This is a genomic window from Streptomyces hiroshimensis, from assembly GCF_014650335.1.
GTDB classification, from domain to species: Bacteria; Actinomycetota; Actinomycetes; order Streptomycetales; family Streptomycetaceae; genus Streptomyces; species Streptomyces hiroshimensis.
This window is the reverse complement of sequence record NZ_BMUT01000006.1, coordinates 255461-274829: the sequence shown is the minus strand read 5'-3', so window position 1 is coordinate 274829 and position 19369 is coordinate 255461. Positions and strand designations below refer to the sequence as shown.

Annotated in this window: 18 protein-coding genes and 1 tRNA gene; 8 read left to right on the top strand and 11 right to left on the bottom strand. The window is 71.6% G+C overall.

The window, feature by feature from the left end; all coding sequences use genetic code 11:
* Window positions 1–216: 216 nt before the first annotated feature.
* Window positions 217–993 carry a MerR family transcriptional regulator gene (locus IE241_RS16285; RefSeq protein WP_229899328.1) on the top strand — a complete coding sequence of 259 codons (777 nt, stop codon included), beginning with the start codon at window positions 217–219 and terminating at the stop codon, window positions 991–993.
* Between the two features lie 192 nt (window positions 994–1185).
* On the opposite strand, the gene IE241_RS16280 is transcribed toward IE241_RS16285, so the two are convergent.
* The 4 genes from IE241_RS16280 to IE241_RS16270 form a co-directional block, all read right to left on the bottom strand.
* Entirely contained in the window at window positions 1186–2340 is a 1155-nt protein-coding gene (locus IE241_RS16280) for a lanthionine synthetase C family protein (protein ID WP_190022445.1), read from the bottom strand.
* The gene (locus IE241_RS16275) at window positions 2341–3816 is read right to left on the bottom strand and encodes a class III lanthionine synthetase LanKC N-terminal domain-containing protein (RefSeq protein WP_190022444.1); all 1476 of its coding nucleotides are present in this window, start codon (window positions 3814–3816) and stop codon (window positions 2341–2343) included.
* Window positions 3817–4289: 473 nt separating this feature from the next.
* Window positions 4290–4514, bottom strand: a complete 225-nt coding sequence (locus tag IE241_RS34975; protein ID WP_373300696.1) for a DUF6255 family natural product biosynthesis protein — start codon at window positions 4512–4514, stop codon at window positions 4290–4292.
* A 2-nt stretch (window positions 4515–4516) separates the two neighbouring features.
* Window positions 4517–4852, bottom strand: coding sequence for a hypothetical protein (locus tag IE241_RS16270; RefSeq protein WP_190022443.1), 336 nt, complete (start codon window positions 4850–4852; stop codon window positions 4517–4519).
* Window positions 4853–5011: 159 nt separating this feature from the next.
* Between IE241_RS16270 and IE241_RS16265 the strand changes: the two genes are divergently transcribed.
* From IE241_RS16265 to IE241_RS16255, 3 genes are all read left to right on the top strand, one after another.
* On the top strand, window positions 5012–5860 hold the full coding sequence (locus tag IE241_RS16265; protein WP_190022442.1) for a helix-turn-helix domain-containing protein: 849 nt from the start codon (window positions 5012–5014) through the stop codon (window positions 5858–5860).
* Window positions 5857–6075, top strand: a complete 219-nt coding sequence (locus tag IE241_RS16260; protein WP_190022441.1) for a DUF397 domain-containing protein — start codon at window positions 5857–5859, stop codon at window positions 6073–6075. Before IE241_RS16265 ends, IE241_RS16260 begins: the two co-directional genes overlap by 4 nt.
* A 646-nt stretch (window positions 6076–6721) precedes the next feature.
* A tRNA-Arg gene (locus IE241_RS16255) sits at window positions 6722–6794 on the top strand.
* A gap of 47 nt (window positions 6795–6841) precedes the next feature.
* Here IE241_RS16255 and IE241_RS16250 read toward each other — a convergent pair.
* Window positions 6842–8059 (bottom strand): serine hydrolase domain-containing protein, encoded by a 1218-nt coding sequence (locus tag IE241_RS16250; RefSeq protein ID WP_190022440.1) that lies wholly within the window; start codon window positions 8057–8059, stop codon window positions 6842–6844.
* A 148-nt stretch (window positions 8060–8207) separates the two neighbouring features.
* On the opposite strand from IE241_RS16250, the gene IE241_RS16245 reads away from it, so the two are divergent.
* A complete protein-coding gene (locus IE241_RS16245) occupies window positions 8208–9428 on the top strand; it encodes a winged helix DNA-binding domain-containing protein (RefSeq protein WP_190022439.1) in 1221 nt (406 codons plus the stop codon).
* Between the two features lie 127 nt (window positions 9429–9555).
* Window positions 9556–10170 carry an ALF repeat-containing protein gene (locus IE241_RS16240; protein WP_229899326.1) on the top strand — a complete coding sequence of 205 codons (615 nt, stop codon included), beginning with the start codon at window positions 9556–9558 and terminating at the stop codon, window positions 10168–10170.
* Between the two features lie 457 nt (window positions 10171–10627).
* On the opposite strand, the gene IE241_RS16235 is transcribed toward IE241_RS16240, so the two are convergent.
* The 4 genes from IE241_RS16235 to IE241_RS16220 form a co-directional block, all read right to left on the bottom strand.
* Window positions 10628–10975, bottom strand: coding sequence for a hypothetical protein (locus IE241_RS16235; protein WP_190022437.1), 348 nt, complete (start codon window positions 10973–10975; stop codon window positions 10628–10630).
* Window positions 10976–11078: 103 nt separating this feature from the next.
* Window positions 11079–11795: a rhomboid family intramembrane serine protease gene (locus IE241_RS16230; RefSeq protein WP_229899324.1), complete on the bottom strand. Its 717-nt coding sequence runs from the start codon at window positions 11793–11795 to the stop codon at window positions 11079–11081.
* 180 nt (window positions 11796–11975) lie between these two features.
* Window positions 11976–12389 (bottom strand): VOC family protein, encoded by a 414-nt coding sequence (locus IE241_RS16225; protein ID WP_190022435.1) that lies wholly within the window; start codon window positions 12387–12389, stop codon window positions 11976–11978.
* A 46-nt stretch (window positions 12390–12435) separates the two neighbouring features.
* Window positions 12436–13920 (bottom strand): MFS transporter, encoded by a 1485-nt coding sequence (locus IE241_RS16220; protein ID WP_190022434.1) that lies wholly within the window; start codon window positions 13918–13920, stop codon window positions 12436–12438.
* Between the two features lie 118 nt (window positions 13921–14038).
* On the opposite strand from IE241_RS16220, the gene IE241_RS16215 reads away from it, so the two are divergent.
* On the top strand, window positions 14039–14833 hold the full coding sequence (locus IE241_RS16215; protein ID WP_190022433.1) for a TetR/AcrR family transcriptional regulator: 795 nt from the start codon (window positions 14039–14041) through the stop codon (window positions 14831–14833).
* A gap of 41 nt (window positions 14834–14874) precedes the next feature.
* On the opposite strand, the gene IE241_RS16210 is transcribed toward IE241_RS16215, so the two are convergent.
* Together IE241_RS16210 and IE241_RS16205 are read right to left on the bottom strand one after the other, a co-directional pair.
* On the bottom strand, window positions 14875–16173 hold the full coding sequence (locus IE241_RS16210) for a M64 family metallopeptidase (RefSeq protein ID WP_190022432.1): 1299 nt from the start codon (window positions 16171–16173) through the stop codon (window positions 14875–14877).
* Between the two features lie 137 nt (window positions 16174–16310).
* Window positions 16311–17621: an alpha/beta fold hydrolase gene (locus IE241_RS16205; protein ID WP_229899369.1), complete on the bottom strand. Its 1311-nt coding sequence runs from the start codon at window positions 17619–17621 to the stop codon at window positions 16311–16313.
* 260 nt (window positions 17622–17881) lie between these two features.
* Between IE241_RS16205 and IE241_RS16200 the strand changes: the two genes are divergently transcribed.
* Window positions 17882–19282: a helix-turn-helix domain-containing protein gene (locus IE241_RS16200; protein WP_190022430.1), complete on the top strand. Its 1401-nt coding sequence runs from the start codon at window positions 17882–17884 to the stop codon at window positions 19280–19282.
* Window positions 19283–19369: the final 87 nt, after the last annotated feature.

The window sequence follows — 19369 nt, the reverse complement described above, 5'->3', positions numbered from 1 at the left end:
CGGGGCGGTACGGGCGGTACGGGGCTGTGCAGAGCTGTACGGAGCGGTACGGGGCTGCGCGGCGCCCTCAAGAGGGCGGCGGCCGCACCCTACTGCGCGACGGCGCGGGAGGACAGGCCCGTAGGCGGCCGCTCGAACCTCATGCCAGGCCGGCCGCTTGAACCACATCAGGCCGGCGCTTGAACCTCACGTCGCGTCAGGATGCATCGTGGTCTCATGACCGCTTCCGCCGCCTCCACCTGGAAGGTGGGCGCACTCGCCGAGGCCTGCGGCCTCACCGTGCGCACGCTGCACCACTGGGACACCATCGGCCTCCTCAGCCCCTCCCGGCGCACGCCGGGCGGGCACCGCGAATACACCGAGGACGATCTCGTCCGCCTCTACCAGGTGCTGGCCCTCCGCAGCCTCGGCCTGGGTCTGGAGACCATCGCCGTCTGCCTGGACAGCGGCGTCGACCCGGCCCGGCTCGTACGGGACCACTTGTCCGGCGTGGAGGCCGCCCTCGCCGCGCTCACCTCCCTGCGGGACCGTCTCCGGCGCCTGGACACCGAACTGGCGGCCGGCCGCGCCCCGACGACCACCGCCCTCCTCGACGCCCTGCGGACCACCGGCGCCACTGCCCCGGACCGCGCACACGCCCTCCGGGACCGTCTCGACGCCGACGGCCTCCGCCTCCTGGAGGACCGGGCCGCCGCCGTGGGTCCCGCTGCGCACTATCTCCTGGAGGTCGAGTGGCCCGAGCTGTACCGCCGGGCCGACCGGCTCCGTACGGCCGGAGTCCCTCCCACGGACCCCCGGGTCCGGCGGTTGGTGGCCCGCATGGACGAACTGGGCGCCCTCTTCACCGGCGGTGACACCACCACCTCCACGGCCGTCCGGAGCGCTTGGCGCGACGCCCCGCAGGCCATGTCCGGCGAACCGCCCGCCGCCACCGAAAGCTGGGCCGATCTGGCCGGCTACCTGGACCTCGCCCGCCAAGGAGCCCCCTCGTGACACCTCTCGTGACACCCCTCGCGGCATCCCTGCGTACCGCCCTGATCCGGATCCTCCCGATGCTTCTCACCCTGCCGCTGTGCGCAGCCTTGGCGGCGGCCGGCCTGCTCCCGTGGGGCGTCGTCCTGGCCGTGTCGGTCGCCCTCATCGCGTACGCCGCGCTCACTTTCGTGAGGGTCAGGTTCGTGAGGGTCAGGCGTCCAGGAACGGCATCCCGCCCGGGCGCAGCAGACGGGTGAAGTACAGGCCCACCCCGGCCGCACCGGTCGCGTAGTCCGCCGAAAGCCGGTTGAGTACGCGCCCCGGGTACGCGATCCCCTCCGGACGTTCGACGCGGAACATCAGCATCGTCTCGGCAATGTCGAATGCCCGGTGAAGATAGTCCCGTTCGGCAGTGCACCGGAACATGTCCAGCTGGAACTCCCCGAGGCCGGCCATTCCCTCGAAGAGACTCGGCAGCAAGGAGTACGTGAGGTATGCGTCCTCTGCGATACGGCGCGCCAGGACCAGGTAGCGCTCGTCGCCGAGCATCCGGTGGAACCGGAGCAGCACGCTGCCGATCCCTGCGCTTCCGTGGATCAAGTACGGATATCGCACCATGTCGTTCTCGAAACGGCGCCACTGCATGCCCAGCTCGGTATCGCTCCCGTTCGCCAAGTCGAATTCCAGGCCCCGGACCGCGGCGGAGCGGAAGTCGTCCCGGCCGGTCACCAGGGAAAGTCGCAACAGGAACAGCGCAATGCCGCTCGCCCCGTGGCCCAGTCCGTAGTGCACCCGCCCCTCGGCCCGGTACGGCCAGCAGCAGGTGTCGTCGTCCTGCCGCTCCGCCGTCGCCAGCAGGTGCTCGCCCGCACGCACCGCCGCATCCAGGTGCACCTGTTCGCCGGTCCGGGCGTGGAACCGCAGGCTCACCGTCCCCCAGCCGGCCACCCCCAGGAACAGGCTCGGTTCCGCTTCGAGCAGGGGGGAGCGGTACAGCAGCGCCATGGCGTCCAGGGCTTCATCGGGCAGGTCGATCCGCCAGAAGGTCTCCGCGATGCCGGCCAGCCCGAGGAACAGCCCGGGCGGATACGACTCCAAGTCCAGCGGCCGGTTCCGTATCCAGGCCCGGATGTCCTCCGGCAGCCCCACTTGTTCCCCGGCGCTTTCCGCGGTGTGCAGGAACAGCGCCGGGCCGCACGCGCCGTAGGCCACGTTCAGCGGGTTGGTGGCGAAGACCAGGAAATGGGCGGGCCAGAGCCGGTCGGAGCGCTCCCGGTCGGCGGTGCCGAGCAGGTACCGGGCCATGCCGTCCACGGTGTCCGCCACATCCGCCCGCAGCCGGCCGCCGGGCACCTCCGCGGTCACTCAGGGGCTCCAGCCGGTCAGGATGTCCATGGCTTCCGCCGCCGCGCCGCGGCACAGACAGTCGATCACGGATCTCACCTCCGCCGGCACGCCCAGCGCCATGAATCTGTCCAGGAACAGCTCGGCCGCCTCCGGGTGCAGCGTGAAGAGGGAGGTGACCGGCACGATGCAGCCGTAGAGGATCATTCCGGCGGCGTACCAGTCGTCCCGCCGCTCCAGGCGGCCGCCGGGGTTCGTCCGTTCCGGGCGCATGAAGCCCGGCGTGCCCCAGCGGGCCGCGTAGGCGGCCGGCTCGTTCTCGCCGCTCTCCCGGATCGCGCTCTCGAAGTCGATGAACCACATCCGCTGCGTGTCGGGGTCGATCAGAATGTTCTGCGGCGAGAGGTCCCCGAGCAGAACTCCCCTTTCGTGGACTGCGGTCACCATGCCGATGAGCGTCATCGCCACGTGCCGGAACACCGGCAGGAACCGCTCCAGGCGACCGGGCCGCCGGATGTACGGAGCGAGGATGATCTCCTCACGCGCCCAGAAGTCGTGGAACCCGGCGGCGTCCACCCATTCCTCGGCCAGGAAGGTGTGCTCCCACTCCCGGAACAGCTCGACCGGCCGCGGGACGAAGGGCAGCCCGTCGAGCCTGCACAACATCTCGTATTCGTGGCGCAGCAGACGAGGCGCGTCCCACCATTCCCCGTCGACCGCCCAGCAATTGGTGCCGGGACGGGCCTCCTTGACGACTACGGCCTGCCCGGTGCCGGTGTCCAGGCCGTGGTAGATCCCGCCGGCGTTGGAGAAGATCACGGCGCCGTCGATCAGGTACCGGTCGTTGAGCAGGGCGCCGTCGGATTCCTCCGACGGCGCCGCTGTCGCAGCGGTCACCTCACTGTCACTGCCGCCACTGCCGTCGAAGGGATCATGGGCCCACGGGGGCAACTTGTAGTACGGCATGCGCTCGTCGGCCACGTATTCACCGCTCGGCGACACCACGTACGTGCTCCGCGTACCGTCGACATGAAGTCCGTACAGGGGGCGGAAGCCTCCGTAGCGGTAGAAGAGCACCCGGCTGTCCCGGTACCGGCGGTCGGAGAGGATGTACGGCCCTGCCACCGCCCGGCCCTTCGTGCGGCGGTACAGCGCGTCCAGCAGTCGACGGAACGTCTCCTCGTCCGGCGGGTACAGCGTCATGAACTTGCCCGAGCTTCCGCGGGCTTGAAGCTTCGAATTGAGCAGATCCAGCAGGGCGGGATCCCCTGCGGCCTTGAAAGCGACCCGTTCCCGGACGCACACGGGCACGACGAGCTCCAGCAGCTGCGGTGCGCAGGCGGTGGTGGCGGAAACGTGAATCTTGAATCCCTGGGCCACCGCGACCGCGTTGGTGTCCGCGTCCGGCGGCAGGGCGTGCAGCCATACGTCGCCGCGCTCCAGCCGCCAGGAGTCCGGAAGGCGTTCGCGCAGAAGGGACCGGTATTCGTCCGTCAAGGGGTGGCGATCCGGGACCTCATAGAACTCCGGGTGAGCGAAATAGTAGAGGTACCCGGCGGCGGCAGAACGGTTCATGACGCCTGCCGGTGACCTAGGTACGCCGAGGCCGGGCGAGGGCCTCGGCGCGTCCGACGACTGACCGCGTTCACCGGGCCGCTGCTATTACTGGAGCGTCCGACCGCCGCCGCCGCAGCCCACGCTGTAGCTGCTGCACCCGATGCTTATGCCGCTCCCTTGCCCAGCGGCAGCAACATCCTCGGCTGCTCCGGGCGTGAGCCTCTGCAGCCCCAGCACGTCGTTCACTGCGTTCGAGGCCCGGTCCAGATGTTCCTTGAGCTGGTTCAGCGCCGGGCCCGTAGCTGTGGTGTCGCCCATGGCCCTCGCCTCCTACGTCCGCGGAATAGTGACCCCTCTTTCAGGCAAACACCACCCGTTGCACTACGCCAGCGGAGGGGTTCCCGGGGAGCCGGTCACAGCCCCCACCAGGTCCTGCGCCGGGCGACAAGCGGCACGCGCCGGGCGGCGGCGCGGTCCGCGGCGAGGGCGGTACGGCGGGGCGGGGTCTGGGCGTGTGGGAGGCCCGGCGGCCTCAGGGCCGCGTACTCGGTGAAGCGGACGGTCCCGCAATCGCGGCAGCGGGCCTCGCCCCGAGTGCGGGCCGACCAGCCCCCGCGGTGCGTACAGATTCTCCGCACGGTCACGCACCCCCCATATGCACAGTCCGCCAGTGACGGCGCTGGAGCACCAGGGCGTCCCCTGTCGTGACCGGATCGTCCCCGGCGGCGGCCTCCTTATAGGCAGCCGCCAGCTGCGCGCAGTCCCCGCACCCGTACATGGGCCGCGACCCGGCCGGCCACAACCCGGCCGCCTCCCGGTCCTCCCGCGTCGCAAGCCGCAGGGAAGCGAACGGCACCTCCCATTCGAGGCCCCCGCCGGGACGACGCAGGGTGACGCGGCTCCCCGCCACCCCGATCACCTGCGCGACCCGTCCCTCTCGCGTGTCCACCACGAACGCGCCGATCCTGTACGTCATCGCCTCATGCCTCCCCGAGTGCCCTTGGTAGCAGCCACATCTTGTCGCTCGACGCGAGTCGCGGTGAAAATTTCACCGCTGGTTGGCACGATCGAGTGAACGCTCGCACAAGCCAGGGAAGTTGCTGTCGCTAGAGTCGTCTCGCAAGGAGGTGATCACTTGGCCGACATCACGCCGACCTTGCTGCGCCGGAGGCTCGGCGCAGCACTGAAGACGCTGAGGGTGAGAGCCGGTCTCAACCTCGCCGAGGGCGCGAAGCTGTTGGGCATGTCCATCCCGACCCTGAGCAAGGTCGAGAACGGCAGGCAGAACACCGATCCGGAGAAGTTCTTCACCGCCTACCGGGTCACTGAAGCGGCACGCATCGCAGAGACCAGGGAAATCGCGAAGCTCGCCAACGACAGCCGCCGGAAGAACATCTACGCGCAGTACAAGGACATCGTCCCCGAGCGCTTGGCCGACTTCTTGGACATGGAGCAGATCGCCACCCGCATTGACCTCTACGCGGCGCTTGTCATGCCAGGGGTGCTGCAAACGGCCGACTACGCCTATGCGGTCATCGATGGCGGCAGCGTATGGAAGACAGCCCGTGAGGTAAGAGCCTTCACCGAGCTGCGCTTGAAGCGCCAGGAGATCTTGACCTCGTCGTCACTCGCACTGCGGTGCGTACTGGACGAAGCATGCCTCAGGCGGGAGCTGGGCGGACCTTCCGTCCTTCGCGGGCAGCTTGAGCAGCTGCTCACCATCTCCCGGAATCCAAATATCGAGCTGCAGGTCATTCCGTTCAAGGCGGGCACGCACACGGGCCTGGACGGCGCCTACACGGTCTTCCACTTCGAGGTCGGCTCTCCTGTCGTAGCTGTGGAGCCGCTCACGACGTCCCACTACCTTGAGGAAGACGGCCAGGTCGCACGCTACGACGTCGCGTTCGATCGCCTGCGCACCCAAGCACTGGATCCCGAGGCGTCCCGCGACTTCATCGCACGGATCGCCAAGGAGACGCAGTGAGGTTCAAGAAGAGCAGCTACAGCTCCGGCTCTGCTGAGACTTGCGTGGAGATCGCCCTCCCGGAGGGCACCCGCACACGCTTACGCAGCCCCATACTCATACGCGACTCCAAACGGCCCGACGGGCCGACTCTGCGCGTCGCCGCCGAGCCGTATCGTTCCTTCACCCGCGCCCTGAGGCGCGGCACCCTCGGCGCGCCGGACGGCGATGACTGAAAGGGTCGCGCACGGCGGGCTCGGCCGATACCGTAAGGGGGCGCCCCCCTTCTTCGGGCATAGCAAGTGGCCCCCGCCACGGCGGCTATCCGTGAACGAGGGCCAACCGCAGGTAGACGGCTTCCGGTCGTCAGTCCTCAGGTGTTCGGAGGACTGGCGGCCACCGTCCAGCGGCTACCACCGGTCATTGTCCGGTGCACCACCTCCACAGCTCCCGGATCACAGCTGCGACCCGCTCGTGCAGAGGCTTCCTGCGGTGACGCCCCATCGGCGCCCCCCTTCTTTCCCTGCAGCCGATAGCCGGCGACCGCACCGGAGGGAGCCCGTATCGGGACACCCCGCGAGTGCCCCGACGAAAGGGTCCTCTGGAAGGGGGGCGCGCTCGAAGCGCTGGCGACGACATTACAGGCGGGCAAAGGGCCCAACCCGCCGTTTCCTGCGTGGAGTTGCCGATCTGCGTCACCGCTCAGACCATCGCTGCCGCAACATCATGATCTGTCGTACGAGAGCTACGGCGAACGCCGTAGCGAGATCATCACCGAGCGTGGCGGGAACCGCGGGAACCGCGGCGGTAAAAAGCACCCCTCCGCGTCGGGTAATATTGTTCCCGCAACGCCGACGGGTGCCATTTCCACTCGGACGCCGAGCGCTCGTAGCTTAACGGATAGAGCACTTGACTACGGATCAAGAGGTTGCAGGTTCGAATCCTGCCGAGCGCACATCGCAGTAAGAGAGCCGGATGTCATGCACATCCGGCTCTCTTCGTTTATTTCCGGGGCTTCGAGAACGCCGCCTTCGCTATCCCCAGGACGTACTTCAGCTCGCTCGAACCCGGCGGGTTGTTGTAATTGAGCGAATACACCACCCGCCGCGACAGGTCGCTCTTCACGAACACTCCGTTGGTGTACCCCGGCTCGGAGCCCGTCTTGCCCCAGACGACCGTGCCGTCGGGGAGCGTCGTCCGCATGAGGCCGATGCGGCTGAAGCACGCCTTTCCGCGGTCGGCCGGATCGGTCAGGCTCGCGCAGTGGTGGTTGCCGGGGGCGTTGGGAACGTCCGGGAGGTCGAGGATCCGGCTCTGCTGCGACGGCGGGAGGAGCCGCCCGCCGAGGAGCGCCGTGATGAAGCGGTCCAGATCCGCCGCGGTGGAGATCATGCCGCCCTCCGCCCAGGAGGACGGGCTCTGCTCGGTGACGTCGACGAGCGAGCCGTCCACCGTGCGGTAGCCGTGGGCGTGGGGCTGCGGCAGGGTGACGTCGTCGGCCGCGGGGACGTAGGTGTGGCGGAGCCCGAGGGGGCGGGTGATGCGGTCGCGCACCTCCTCGGCGTACGTGCGGCCGGTGACGCGTTCGATGATCAGCCCGGCCACGTGCGTGTTGATGCCGTTGTACTGCTGGGCCTTGCCGGGCGGGAAGGCAGGCTCTTTGCCGTCCACGGCCGCCTTGACGATCTCGGTGGGCGTCCACGACCGGAAGCGGTTCTCGACGAACCACCTGTTGGAGCCGTCCCCGTAGGTCAGCGGCGACGGGGTCGGGAGCCCGCTCGTGTGGTCGAGCAGCTGCGCGACCTTCACGTCGCGGAAGGCGTCGGGGAGGAGGCCGGGGGCGTAGCGGCGGACGGGTGCGTCCAGGTCGACCTGCCGTTCGGCGGCGAGCTGCAGGAGCACCGTGCCGGTGAAGAGCTTGGTGATGCTGCCGATGCGGAAGGAGGAGTCGGAGCGCACGGACGCGCCCGTGGCCTTGTCGGCCGCGCCGGAGGTGCCCCACCAGTGGCCGCCGGGGCCGGCGACGCGGACCAGCGCGCCGTTCACATCCGCGTTCGGGAAGCCCGCGATCGACTCCTCCAGCGCCTTCTTGTCCGGCCGCGGCGTTGCGGCGCCGGCCACGCCGGCGGTCCCTGCGGTGAGCGCGGCGGCGAGTGCGACGGCAAGGGCGACGGCCGACCGGGCGCCTCGGCCGACGGACTTCCTCTTCAGCGTTTCCATGCCGGAGAGTCTTCCGGAGCAAGATCATCGCGGCATCGGGCATCGCCCTGACCCGGCCCTCACCAGCCCGTACTCCGCCTCGGGGTTCTCCCCGAGCCCCGTCCCCTAGAGGACAGGATCCGACCTGGTTCCCCCCTACGCTCGCCCCATGAGCAGCAGCCCCCGCGCCCGACTCTCCGACGACCAGCGCCGTGCCCGCCTCGCCCGGCGTCACCTCCTCCACCCCGCCCACCGGGCCGGCTCCGCCGAAGAGGTCGCGGACGCCCTCGTCGGGCTGCACGCCACCGACGCCGCCACCGTCTACCTGTCGGCGTGCGCGCGGCTGGCCGAGCCCTTCCCCGCCGAGGTGGAGCGGGCGCTGTACGAGGACGTGACGCTCGTCAAGCTGCTGTCCATGCGGCGCACGCTCTTCGCCGTCACCACGGAGCTCGCCCCGTACGTGAGTTCCTCCACCACCCGCGCGATCGCGCTCCGGGAGCGGGCGACGCTGCTCAAGCACCTGCGCGAGAACTCCGAGGGCCACGCCCCCTGGGACGAGCAGCGGCTCGCCCGCACCGAGCGGGAGGTGCTGGACGCGCTGGCGGCGCGCGGCGAGGCCACGACCGCCGAGCTCGGCAAGGACGTGCCCGCGCTGCGCGAGACGCTGCTGATGTCGCCGGGCAAGCCGTACGAGTCCCGGCAGAGCATCGGCAGCCGGGTGCTGCGGATGCTCGCCTCGGACGGGCATCTGCGGCGCGCCCGGCCGCGCGGCTCGTGGACCAGCAGCCTCTACCCGTGGGCGCTCGTCCCGCAGATCCCGGACATCGACGTACGGGAGGCGAAGGCCGAGCTCGCGCGGCGCTGGCTCGCCGCGTACGGGCCGGCCACGGAGGCCGATCTGAAGTGGTGGACGGGCTGGACGCTCGGCGACACGCGTAAGGCGCTGGCGGACGTGGGCGTCGAGGACGTCGAGCTCGCGGACGGCGCCACGGGCCACGTCCTGCCCGGCGACGTCCCTGCCGCGGACGAAGCCCCCGGGCCGTGGGCCGCGCTCCTCCCCGGCCTCGACCCGACCGCCATGGGCTGGCGCGGCCGCGACTGGTACCTCTCCCCCGACCACGTGCCCGCTCTCTTCGACCGGGCCGGGAACGTCGGGCCGACGGTGTGGTGGAACGGCCGCATCGTCGGCGGCTGGGCGCAGCGGGCGGACGGCGAGATCGTCTGGCGGCTGCTGGCGGACACCGGACGGGAAGCGGAGTCCGCGATCGCCGCGGAGGCCGCCCGCCTGTCCGCGTGGCTGGGCACCGTACGGGTCACTCCGCGCTTCCGGACACCCCTGGAGCGCGAGCTGGCCGGGGGCGTGGGGGCCACCGGGCGTCGTAAAGCTTGACGCTTCTCTGACGCCGACCCCACGCCGCCGGGGCCCGGAGGCTGGCATAGCCTGTGACGGCATTAACGATCTTGATCGTGAAAAGTGGGGGTACTACATGAAACTGGCTCGTGTTTCCGCCGTTGTCGTGGCTGCCGCGATCGCACCGGCCGTCCTTCTGTCCTCGCCGGCCTTCGCCGCCGGTGGCACCGGGGCTGCCGCCAAGTCGCCCGTCGCGGCGGTGACGGGCGCGAAGGCGGGCGAGACCGCCAAGGCCGCCGACATGTCGGAGGAGGACCTCCGGGTCGCGGTTCTGACGATCATGGGCAAGCCGGACGCGGGCAGGGCCGTCAAGACCGCGGGCGACAAGGCCCTCCGCGGCACCGCCGACGACCTCCGCCACTTCCTCGAAGTCGGCCAGTACCAGGCCCGCCTGGAAGACGACCGCGTCGCCGTCCTCACCATCATGGGCAAGCCGGACGCAGGCAGGGCCGTCAAGACCGCCGGCGACAAGGCCCTCCGCGGCACCGCCGACGACCTCCGCCACTTCCTCGAAGTCGGCCAGTACCAGGCCCGCCTGGAAGACGACCGCGTCGCCGTCCTCACCATCATGGGCAAGCCCGGCACGGGCGAGGCCGTCAAGCGCGCGGGCGACAAGGCCCTCCGCGGCACGGCTGCCGACCTCCGCCACTTCATCGAGGTCGGCCAGTACGAGGCCCGCAAGCTCGACGAGCAGAAGAAGCCCTCCACCAAGAAGCGGTAACCGCAGCCGACCCGGGCCTACGCCTGCAGCGGGCCCGGGTCGTCGCCCCGCACCGCCGCATGCGAACTTGCCCCGCAGGGGGTGCGGCGGGGGTGAGCTGAGTTCCGTGATTCGGGTGCGGCTTAGAACAAGCTGGCAGCGGGGGACAGGTGAGGTGTGCGGCCGGTGGGAGGCCGGGCGCCGTACTCCTGCCGTCACAGATGCGGGCGCGTAAGGAGACCTTGCGCATAAGCCTTGGCTGGCGGGGGACGGCAAGGAAAGAGAAGAATCCGCGTCCGCTGAGGATGTCGAATTCCCTCAGTCCGCCCTCTTTGTCCTCCGGGCGTCCGACCTTCACCGCGTCACGCCCCAGCGCGGCCAGCTCGGCTGCCAGTTCGTTCCACCTCCGCCACCACGCCGGGAGGCAGGCCGCCGGCCACGTGGGACCGGCCGGGGTTCCACTCCCAGGTCCAGTCGTTCACAGCCCGGCTTCCGTCTCGGCCGCCTCACGTATGGCCTGGATCTCGGCGAGCGCGTCGGCGGGGTCCGCTTCCCCCGCATCCACGATCCGCTCCAGCTCATGGAGCCGGGCGGCACGCTCGGGGTGGCGTTCGATCGCGACGAAGACGGCCCATGAGTGGACGAAGGCCCGCAATGGGGCCGGACTGCTGCTCTTCTGAGCGTTGGTGGTGGCCTCGAACAGGTGCCGCGTCAGAGCAGGGACACGGCTGGGGGCGATCTTGGCGACCGCAGCCCGCAGGGCGTCAGGCGTCAGCTCCGGCATCGGGATCAGCGGCCCGTAGGGACCGCTCGGCTGCTCAGCCATGATCGTCCTCCAGGGCGCGGCAGGCTCCGGATTGCACCGTACCGGCTCGCGAGCCAGGTACGCGGCCTGAACCGGCTGCGGCGACCCAGCGCTTCAGCGGCGGTTACAAGAGCCCCAGGTCGTCGAGCTCCTTGTGCAGGGCGGCTCGCGGGTGGTCGGCGGTGCGGGCCGGGAGGCCGGGCCTCGGGGCCGGCTTGCCGTTGCCGTCACGGTCCCGGTCGCCGTCCCCGTCGCGGCCCCGGCCACGGGCCCCGTTCCGGTCCCGGAAGAGCCACGCGCCCGCCACCCCGCCGACCAGTCCGCCCAAGTGGCACAGCCAGCTGATGCCGGGGGTGCCGGGGACGGCCGTGGTGAGGATGTACGCGTACGACGCCGCCATGACGACGCCGATCAGGGTGTCGATCAGGTGCCGGTCGAACAGGCCCCTGACCACCACGTACGCGAAGAAGCCGTAGACCAGGCCGCTGGCGCCGACCGTCCGCGTGCCCCCGTCCCCGAACACCCACTCCGCGAGCCCGCTGGTCACCATCACCAGGACGCTCAGCCCGAGGAAACGGGCCACGCCGCGGTAGGCGGCGAGGAAGCCGAAGACGAAGAGGGGGCCGGAGTTGGACTCGATGTGTGCCCAGTTCCAGTGGAGCAGCGAGGCGGCGAAGACGTCAGGGAGCGTGCCGATGTCGCCCGGGAGAATGCCGTGGTGGCGGGAGAGCGCGTAGTCGCCGCTCCAGTTGGCGAGCTGCACCGCCCAGACGAGGGCCACGAATCCGACCATCACGAAGAGGGCCTTGCGTGCTTCCGCGAGGATCTGTCCCGCGTTCACGTTCGCATTCGCGTTCGCCTGTCTTCTGCCGATGCCGAGCCCACTCATGGAACGTGCTTCCCTCTCCCGGGCGGCCGCTTCTGCTGCCGCGATCAGGGGAATCGTCCCTGATCGCGGCGGCTGCGCGGAGCCGGGGGCCGGTTACCGGGGCCGGTTGCCAAGGCCGGTAACCGGGTCTGGTTACGCCGACGAGCGGGCCGACGGCTTTTCCCCGTACGGCGTCGTCATGAATTCGACGGCGCACGTGCCGCCCGGGTCCCGGAGGTAGACGCCGCGGCCGCCGTACTCGTGGTTGATCTCGCCCGGCTGTCGCAGCATCGGGTCGGCCCAGAACGGCACCTCGCGCTCCGCCACGCGGCCGAGTATCGCGTCGAACTCCTCGTCCGTGACGAGGAAGGCGATGTGGCTGCGGTTGATGTCGCCGGCCTCCACCATGTCGTCGACGAAGTCGATGCCGACTCCGTTGGAGCTGGTGATCTGGGTGAAGCGGCCCCATTCGAGCGGGGCGGCGGTGTCCATCAGCCAGGACAGGAACGCACCCGTCTCCCGGCGGTCCTTGACGTGCACGATGACGTGGTTCAGTTCGTTGGACATGGCGGTCACGGTCCTTCCGATGAATTGACTGCGGAGTGAGGAGATTTCACGAGGTCTTGCGGGTGGTCCGTCCTGGCAGTGCCAGCGCCCCCAGCGCCACGCACGCCGTGAACGCCGCGGCGATCAGCAGCGCCCTGCCGTAACCGGCGGCCAGGTCGCCTGCCGCGTCGCCGGAGGCGCGTCCCGCCGTCGTCTGCGCGGCGATCGTGGAGAGCAGGGCCAGGCCGAGCGCGCCGCCGATCTGGCGGGAGGAGTTGACGAGCCCGGAGGCCAGGCCCGCCTCGGCCGGTGCCGTGCCGCTGGTCGCGGCGGCCGTGACGGGCATCAGGGACAGGCCCGCGCCCAGGGTGGCCAGGACGAAGGGGACGAGCACGCCGGTCGCGTACGCGCCTGCGCCGCCTCCCGTACCCCCGTCACCGATGCGCGACAGCCACAGGAACCCCGCCGTGCTGATCGTCATACCGGTGACGATCAGCGGGCGCGGGCCGGTGCGCGCGATGAGGCGGGTGGAGACCTGGGCACCCACGACGATCGCGAGCGATCCGGGCAGGAAGGACAGGCCCGCGCCGAGGGCGCTCCGGCCGAGCACCTGCTGGAAGTACAACGACAGCAGGAACCACATCGCGAATGCGGCCGCGCCCATGCCCAGGACGAGGAGGTTGGCGGTGGCGAGCGTCCGGCGGCGCAGGATCGCGAGCGGAACGAGCGGGTGGGCGACGCGGGTCTCGACGGCCACGAAGGCCGCGAGCAGCAGCACCCCGGCGGCGAACGACCCCCACACCTCCGGCGCGCCCCACCCGTGCGTCTCGCTCGCGATGGTGCCGTGGACGAGGGCGGTCAGCCCGGCGGTGACGGACACGGCGCCGGGCAGGTCGAGGCGGCGCGGCCCGGCGGGCGCGGAGGCGGCGGCCGGTACGTAGACGAGGGCCGCCGCCAGCAGCCCCGCGCCGATGGGGACGTTGACGAACAGCACCCACCGCCACCCGGCGTACTCGGTGAGCACACCGCCGATGACGCCGCCCACCGCACCGCCCGCCGCCATGACCGCGCTCCAGGCGCCCATCGCGCGCGTGCGGGCGGCCGGTTCGGTGAACGTCCGCATGATCAGGGTGAGGGTGGCGGGCGCGAGGACGGCGCCGCCGACGCCCTGGACGGCGCGGGCGGCGATCAGCAGGGGGCCGCCGGAGGCGAGGCCGCCGACCAGGGAGGCGAGGGTGAAGGCGGTGACTCCGGCGAGGAAGGCGCGCCGGGTGCCGACGAGGTCCGCCGCGCGACCGCCCAAGAGCAGCAGCCCGGCGAAGCCGAGGGTGTAGGCGCTGACGATCCACTGCTGGCCGGCGGTGCCCAGGTGGAGTTCGGTGCGGATCGCCGGGATGGCCACGTTCACGATCGACACGTCGAGGATGACCATGAACTGGGCCGTGCAGGCGATGACGAGGATCGCGGTGGTGGCGCGTACGGGCCGGCCGGCTGGTTCCCGGCCGGCCCCGCGTATGGCGGGCCGTGGTGACGAGGGGTCGGCAGCGCGCATGGCAATCACGTCCTCCGGCAGGTGCGCATGCGGATGGCGGAGCGGGACACCCGAAAATAGAGGTGCTCCAAAAATGTAGCACCTCTATTTCTACTTGCCGGACGGCTACCCTGGGGGCATGACCAGCAGCACCACGACCAGGAGCGGCACCACGGCCGGAAACGGCACCACGGCCGGGAACCGCACCGCGGCCCGGAACGGCACCACGGCCGGGAGCAACACCAAGGCCGCCGGCAGCGCCCCGGCGGGCGGCAGCGCCGCCACCGGAATGCGCGGCCGCAAGCGCGAGCGCACCCGCCGCGCCATCGCCGAAGCCGCCTTCCGCCTCTTCGCGGAGGAGGGCTTCGACGCCGTGACGCTCACCCGGATCGCGGCCGCGGCGGACGTGGCGCCGGCCACCGTCTTCACGCACTACGCGTCGAAGGAGGACATCTTCTTCGGCCGCCGGGACGAGTTCGAGGCGGGCATCGCCGAGGCCGTGGCGGGCGCGGCGACCGCCGCCGAGGTCATCGACCGCGTGCACCGCGCCTGCGCCGACGCCTTCGACGCCGTCCTGGACGAGGACTCCCTCCCCCAGGCCCGCACCTTCTCCCGCATCCTGCTGAACAGCGCCTCCCTGAGGCGCAGTTACCTCCCGCTCGGCCAGACGCGCCGCGAGCAGCTGCTGGAGCTGCTGCTGGAGCGGGCCGGGGAGCGCGCCGCGGCCCCGGAGGTACGGGCCGAGCTGGAGGTCTTCGCGTCCCTGACCGGCGCGGTCCGCGAGCTGGCCTTCGACGCGCTGCACGCCGCGCTGGCGGCGGACGAGCCGGCCGAGCGCGTGCGCGAGGCGGCCCGCACCGCCCTCACCCACGGCTGCGACCGCCTCGCCCTCGCCTACGCGGACGCGGAGTTCCTGAACGCCGCGTCCGCCTAGCCGTATCGATTCAGCGCGTCACCACTTCAACGCGTCACCTTTCAGCGCGTCACCTTCCACGTCAGCGACCCCGCCAGCCGCTTGCGCAGCTCCGGGTCGAGGACCGCGTCCGTGCGGTCCACGACGCGCGCCGTCAGCGTGTGCGGGCGGCCGTCGCCGGGCACGCCGAGCGTCCGCGGCACGACCTCGGTCCGGCCACGGGCGGCCACGGCCTCCAGCCCGTCCACGTACCAGCGCACGGTCGCCGTGGGCACGGCCGGCCGCACCACGACCCGCTCGCGGCGCGAGACCGCCCCGTACCGGCCGCTGTCGCTGGTCAGCACGCTCGCGTGGCGGTAGAAGCCCGCGATCATGGCTTCGCGGCCCGGCAGGTTGAACTCACGGCCCAGGGTGCGCATGATCGAGTTCTCGGTGGGGCGGTAGAGGCCCTTGGGGTAGTAGCCGCCGCCCTCGTACGAGCCGACCGTGCCGCCGTCCGGCGAAGTCTGCCCGATCCAGCGGTACCACTTCTTGCGCTGCGCGCTCTGCTGCCCGGCATCCAGCGTGCTGATGTTGGTGTCGCCCGGCTCGGCGCCGGTGTACGTGCCGTACTCGTCGTACTGGTACTCGTCGGCGAGCTTGCCCAGCGAGTGCCCGGTCTCGTGGACGGCGACCTGGTCGGACTTGGGGTGGTCGGAGGACGCGGTGGCGATGCCGTCGTAACCGACCTGGGAGACGACGTCGTTGTAGCCCGCACCGCCGTACTTGGCGGAGTTGGACAGGACGACGACGAGGTCGGCGGCCGGCGCCTTCGCCGCGTACGACTCGACGCGGGCGGTGTCGACGCACAGCAGCCGCTCCACGTCGTCGCAGAAGAAGTGCGACCGCAGGGCGGTGTCCTTCGTGACGCCCTTGGCCGGGTCGTTGGTGACGCCGGACTCGCGGGAGACGGTGTCGACGCTCCACACGTTGAAGAGGCTCGCGTAAGAGGCGTACGGCTCGACGGCCGACATCCTGGCCCACTTGGTGCGCACGGCGGCGTGGAAGGCGTCCTGCTGGTCGGCGGTGTAGCCGTCGCCGATGAAGACGACGTCGAGCTTGGAGCCGACCGGGCCGTTGCTGACGACGGACGTGACGTCCCCGTCGCCCTTGGCGGCGGGGGCGAGCGGGCGCGGCAGGGCCGGTGACGCGGGAACGGTGGTGTGGCGGGGGTGGCCGTCGGGACCGGTGAAGTACTCGACTTCCTGGGTGCGTTGAGGGGTGACCGGCCTGTCCGGTCCGGACGCCGCCGCGGGGGCCGTGGCGGCCAGGGCCGCCGCGAGGGCCAGACCACCGGCCGCGAGGGATATGCGTCTTCTCATGGGGGGTTCCTCCCGAGCTCCACCGCCGGTTAAGCGGCGGGTCAAGTCGCTTTAACGCGCGGCTTAACGTAGGGGCCCGGAAGGCGCCCGGCAATGGATGCGGCCGAAGAAACGACCGAGAAGTCACCGAGGTGACTTCACGCCTCGTCCCGTACGAGCCTCAGCAGCCGGTCCAGCACGGCCCGTCCGCCCGCCCGTACGCCGTCGTGCTCGAACTCGTCGGTGACCCACGTCCGCAGCCCCCGGATCGCGCGCGCGGTGCGCAGCGAGTGCTCGGTGTCGACGTAGAGGTCGTCGTGGTAGACCGCCGCCGCGACCGGCACGGTGTTGCGGGCGAGGCGCTCGGGGTCGTACAGCGGCGTCCATCCCTTGCGCTCGGCGAGGAGTTCGGCGGTGTGGCGCAGCGGGCGCAGGGCCGGGTGGGTGCGCAGCATCCAGGGGTGGACGGTCTCGCCGGTGAACAGGAAGCGGCCGCCGTCGGTGGCACCGTCGCCATCACCATGGCGGTCGAACTGCGGGTACTCCCCCCGGATGCGCTCGGCCGACCAGTGCGTCGCCTGCCCGTCCTGGGCATAAATGGCCTCGTGGAGCAGTGCGTAGAGCGGGCAGTGGGCGCGGGAGAGGATCGCCGCGACCTCTTCGCCGAACGCGTCGGAGAGCCGCGGCCCGGCGGCGGTGTCGACGAAGGCGTCCTCCAGGAGGTAGTGCAGCCGGTGCGAGCCGTCGCCGGTGCCGAGGAGGATGCCGAGCTGCTGGAAGGCCTCGACGGTCAGGAGGGTGCCGTCGGCGAGCACTTCCTCGTGCTGCGCGAGGTAGGCGGCGATGCGGCGGGCGGCGGCCTCGTCGCCGGGGTAGCGGTCGTAGTGGGCGAGAGTCTTGCGCTCCATGCGCGGGTAGGCGGCGCGGTAGACGGCGTCCGCGTCGGCGTCGAGGCCGGGGAGCCCTCCTGTGATCAGCACCTCGGCGAGGCCCTCGGGCGCGTAGGACAGGTAGGTGACGGCACAGAAGCCGCCGAAGCTCTGCCCGAGCACCGTCCAGGGCCGGCCGCCGGTCAGCTGCCGCCTGATGTGCTCGCAGTCGCGGACGATGGAGTCGGCACGGAAGTGCGCGAGGTAGTCGGCCTGCTGGGCGGGGGTGCCGCGGAGCGGGAGCGTCTGGCGGGTGGCCGGGGTGGAGCGGCCGGTGCCGCGCTGGTCGAGGAGGAGGACGCGGTAGTCCTCCAGGGCGCGGTCGAGCCAGTTCTCGCGGCCCACGGGGCGGCCGGCGGGGAAGCCGGGGCCGCCCTGGAGGTAGACGAGCCAGGGCAGTTCGTCGTACTCGCGGGCCGAGGCGACGACCTCGCGCGCGTAGATGCGTATCCGCTCGCCGGAGGGGGCGTCGTGGTCGAGCGGCACGTCGAAGTGGTGGTCGGTGAGGACGAGGCCGGGCTGACGGTGCCGGCCGGTCACCGACGGCACCGCCGCACCGGCGAGCGACGGCACCGCCGCGCCTGCCGGTGCCTCGTCGAGCGCCCCTCCGAGCCTCTGTGCGCCCCCCACGAGATCCTGCCCGTCGAGACCGTCCGGCATGGTTCCATCCTCACGTAGCTCACGTACTCGCGTACTCATGTACTCGCGTATCCACGTCCTCACGCCGCAGCATGGGACCCCTGGCCTGAAATGCACGGCGCACCCGAAGCACGACGTACCCGAAGCACGACGTACCTGAAATGCACGGCGTAACCTACCGAGGGGCAGCAGTGGCCGAGAACAGCACCCACGGCATACGGGCCGACGGGCCCGCCGAGATCGGCCGACGCGTGCTGCGGCTGCGCACGGCCAAGGGCCTCACCCAGCGCCAGCTGGCCGAACCCGCCTATACCGCCGCCTACATCTCCACCCTGGAGTCCGGCCGCGTCCGCCCCTCCGAGACCGCCCTGCGCCATCTCGCCGACCGGCTCGGCACCACCGTCGACGAGCTCACCACCGGCCGTCCCGCGCACCTGGCCACCGGGCTGCGGATGCGCCTCACCGACGCCCGTCGCACGCTGGCCACCGGCGCCGCCGAGGACGCCGCCGCGCTCTACGGGGCGCTGCACGAGGAGGCGGCGCGCGCGGGGCTCGTGCCCGAGCAGGCCGCCGCGCTCCTCGGGCTGGGCGACTGCGCCCTGGAGACCGGCGACCTCTCCCCCGCCCGCGACCACTACGCCGCCGCCGAGGCGCTGCTGGCCGACGAGCCGCTGCCGCGCCGCGTCCCCGCGCTGCGCGGCCGCGCCACCGCCCACCTCCTGGCCGGGGAGCTGCGCTACGCCTGCTACCTGCTGGAGACGGCGCTCGACGAGCTGAACGCCTCGGGGCTGCACGACCCCGACGCCCTGCTGCTCCTCTACACGGCCTCCATCGCCCCCTACATGGACATGGGGGCGCACGCCCGGGCCGCGCACGCCGCAGAGCTGGCGCTCGCGCTGGCGCCCCAGGTGGACGATCCGGCCCTCGTCGCCGGCATGCACCGGGGCGTGGCCCGCACGCTGATCGCCGAGGGCCGCATCCAGGAGGCCGACGCCTCGCTCGCGAAGGCCCAGGAGCTCTACCAGCAGCTGCACATCCGCACCGAGCTCGCGCACTGCCACTGGATGCGCGGCTACGTCCGCGCGCAGGACGGCGACCTGGAGGGCGCCGAGAGCGAGCTGCGGACGGCGCGCGACATGCTGGCGTCGAAGCGGGCCGCGCTGTTCACCGTGCAGGTGGAGGTGGAGCTGGCCGACGTGCTGCGGCGGCGGGGCAAGGCGGGCGAGGCGGAGCGGCTGCTGAGCCCGCTGCTGTCGCCGTCGGCGCTGGGCGCCGAGCGCGGCGCGGTGCACGCGGGCGGGGCGCACCGGCTGCTGGGGCTGATCGCGGAGGAGCGCGGGCTCACGGAGTCGGCGGAGGAGCACTACTGCGCGGCGCTGTCGCTGCTGGAGCGCACGGGGGCCGCAGGGGACCTGGCGGATCTGTGCCGGCTGCTGGGCGATCTGCTGCGGCGCACGGGGCGGGTCGAGGCGGCGCTGGACGCGTACCGCACGGGGCTCGGGCACCGGGCCGCACCGGGGACGACCACGCTGGGGCCGGCGCCGGCGGCGCCGCCCATGTGACGGCGCAGCGCGGCTTCGGCCCCCTGTGCATACCCCTGTGTGCAGAGGGGATTCCCCCGGCCGTGGGGGGCCGCCTGTGGGGGATGC

Excerpts from the sequence above, each read along its gene's own strand:
- IE241_RS16245 (WP_190022439.1), top strand. The coding sequence starts at position 8,208 with ATGAGCAGCAGCCCCCGCGCCCGACTCTCCGACGACCAGCGCCGTGCC.
- IE241_RS16215 (WP_190022433.1), top strand. The coding sequence starts at position 14,039 with ATGACCAGCAGCACCACGACCAGGAGCGGCACCACGGCCGGAAACGGC.
- IE241_RS16250 (WP_190022440.1), bottom strand. The coding sequence starts at position 8,059 with ATGGAAACGCTGAAGAGGAAGTCCGTCGGCCGAGGCGCCCGGTCGGCC.
- IE241_RS16225 (WP_190022435.1), bottom strand. The coding sequence starts at position 12,389 with ATGTCCAACGAACTGAACCACGTCATCGTGCACGTCAAGGACCGCCGG.
- IE241_RS16270 (WP_190022443.1), bottom strand. The coding sequence starts at position 4,852 with ATGACGTACAGGATCGGCGCGTTCGTGGTGGACACGCGAGAGGGACGG.
- IE241_RS16235 (WP_190022437.1), bottom strand. The coding sequence starts at position 10,975 with ATGGCTGAGCAGCCGAGCGGTCCCTACGGGCCGCTGATCCCGATGCCG.
- IE241_RS16285 (WP_229899328.1), top strand. The coding sequence starts at position 217 with ATGACCGCTTCCGCCGCCTCCACCTGGAAGGTGGGCGCACTCGCCGAG.
- IE241_RS16220 (WP_190022434.1), bottom strand. The coding sequence starts at position 13,920 with ATGCGCGCTGCCGACCCCTCGTCACCACGGCCCGCCATACGCGGGGCC.
- IE241_RS16210 (WP_190022432.1), bottom strand. The coding sequence starts at position 16,173 with ATGAGAAGACGCATATCCCTCGCGGCCGGTGGTCTGGCCCTCGCGGCG.
- IE241_RS16200 (WP_190022430.1), top strand. The coding sequence starts at position 17,882 with ATGCACGGCGTAACCTACCGAGGGGCAGCAGTGGCCGAGAACAGCACC.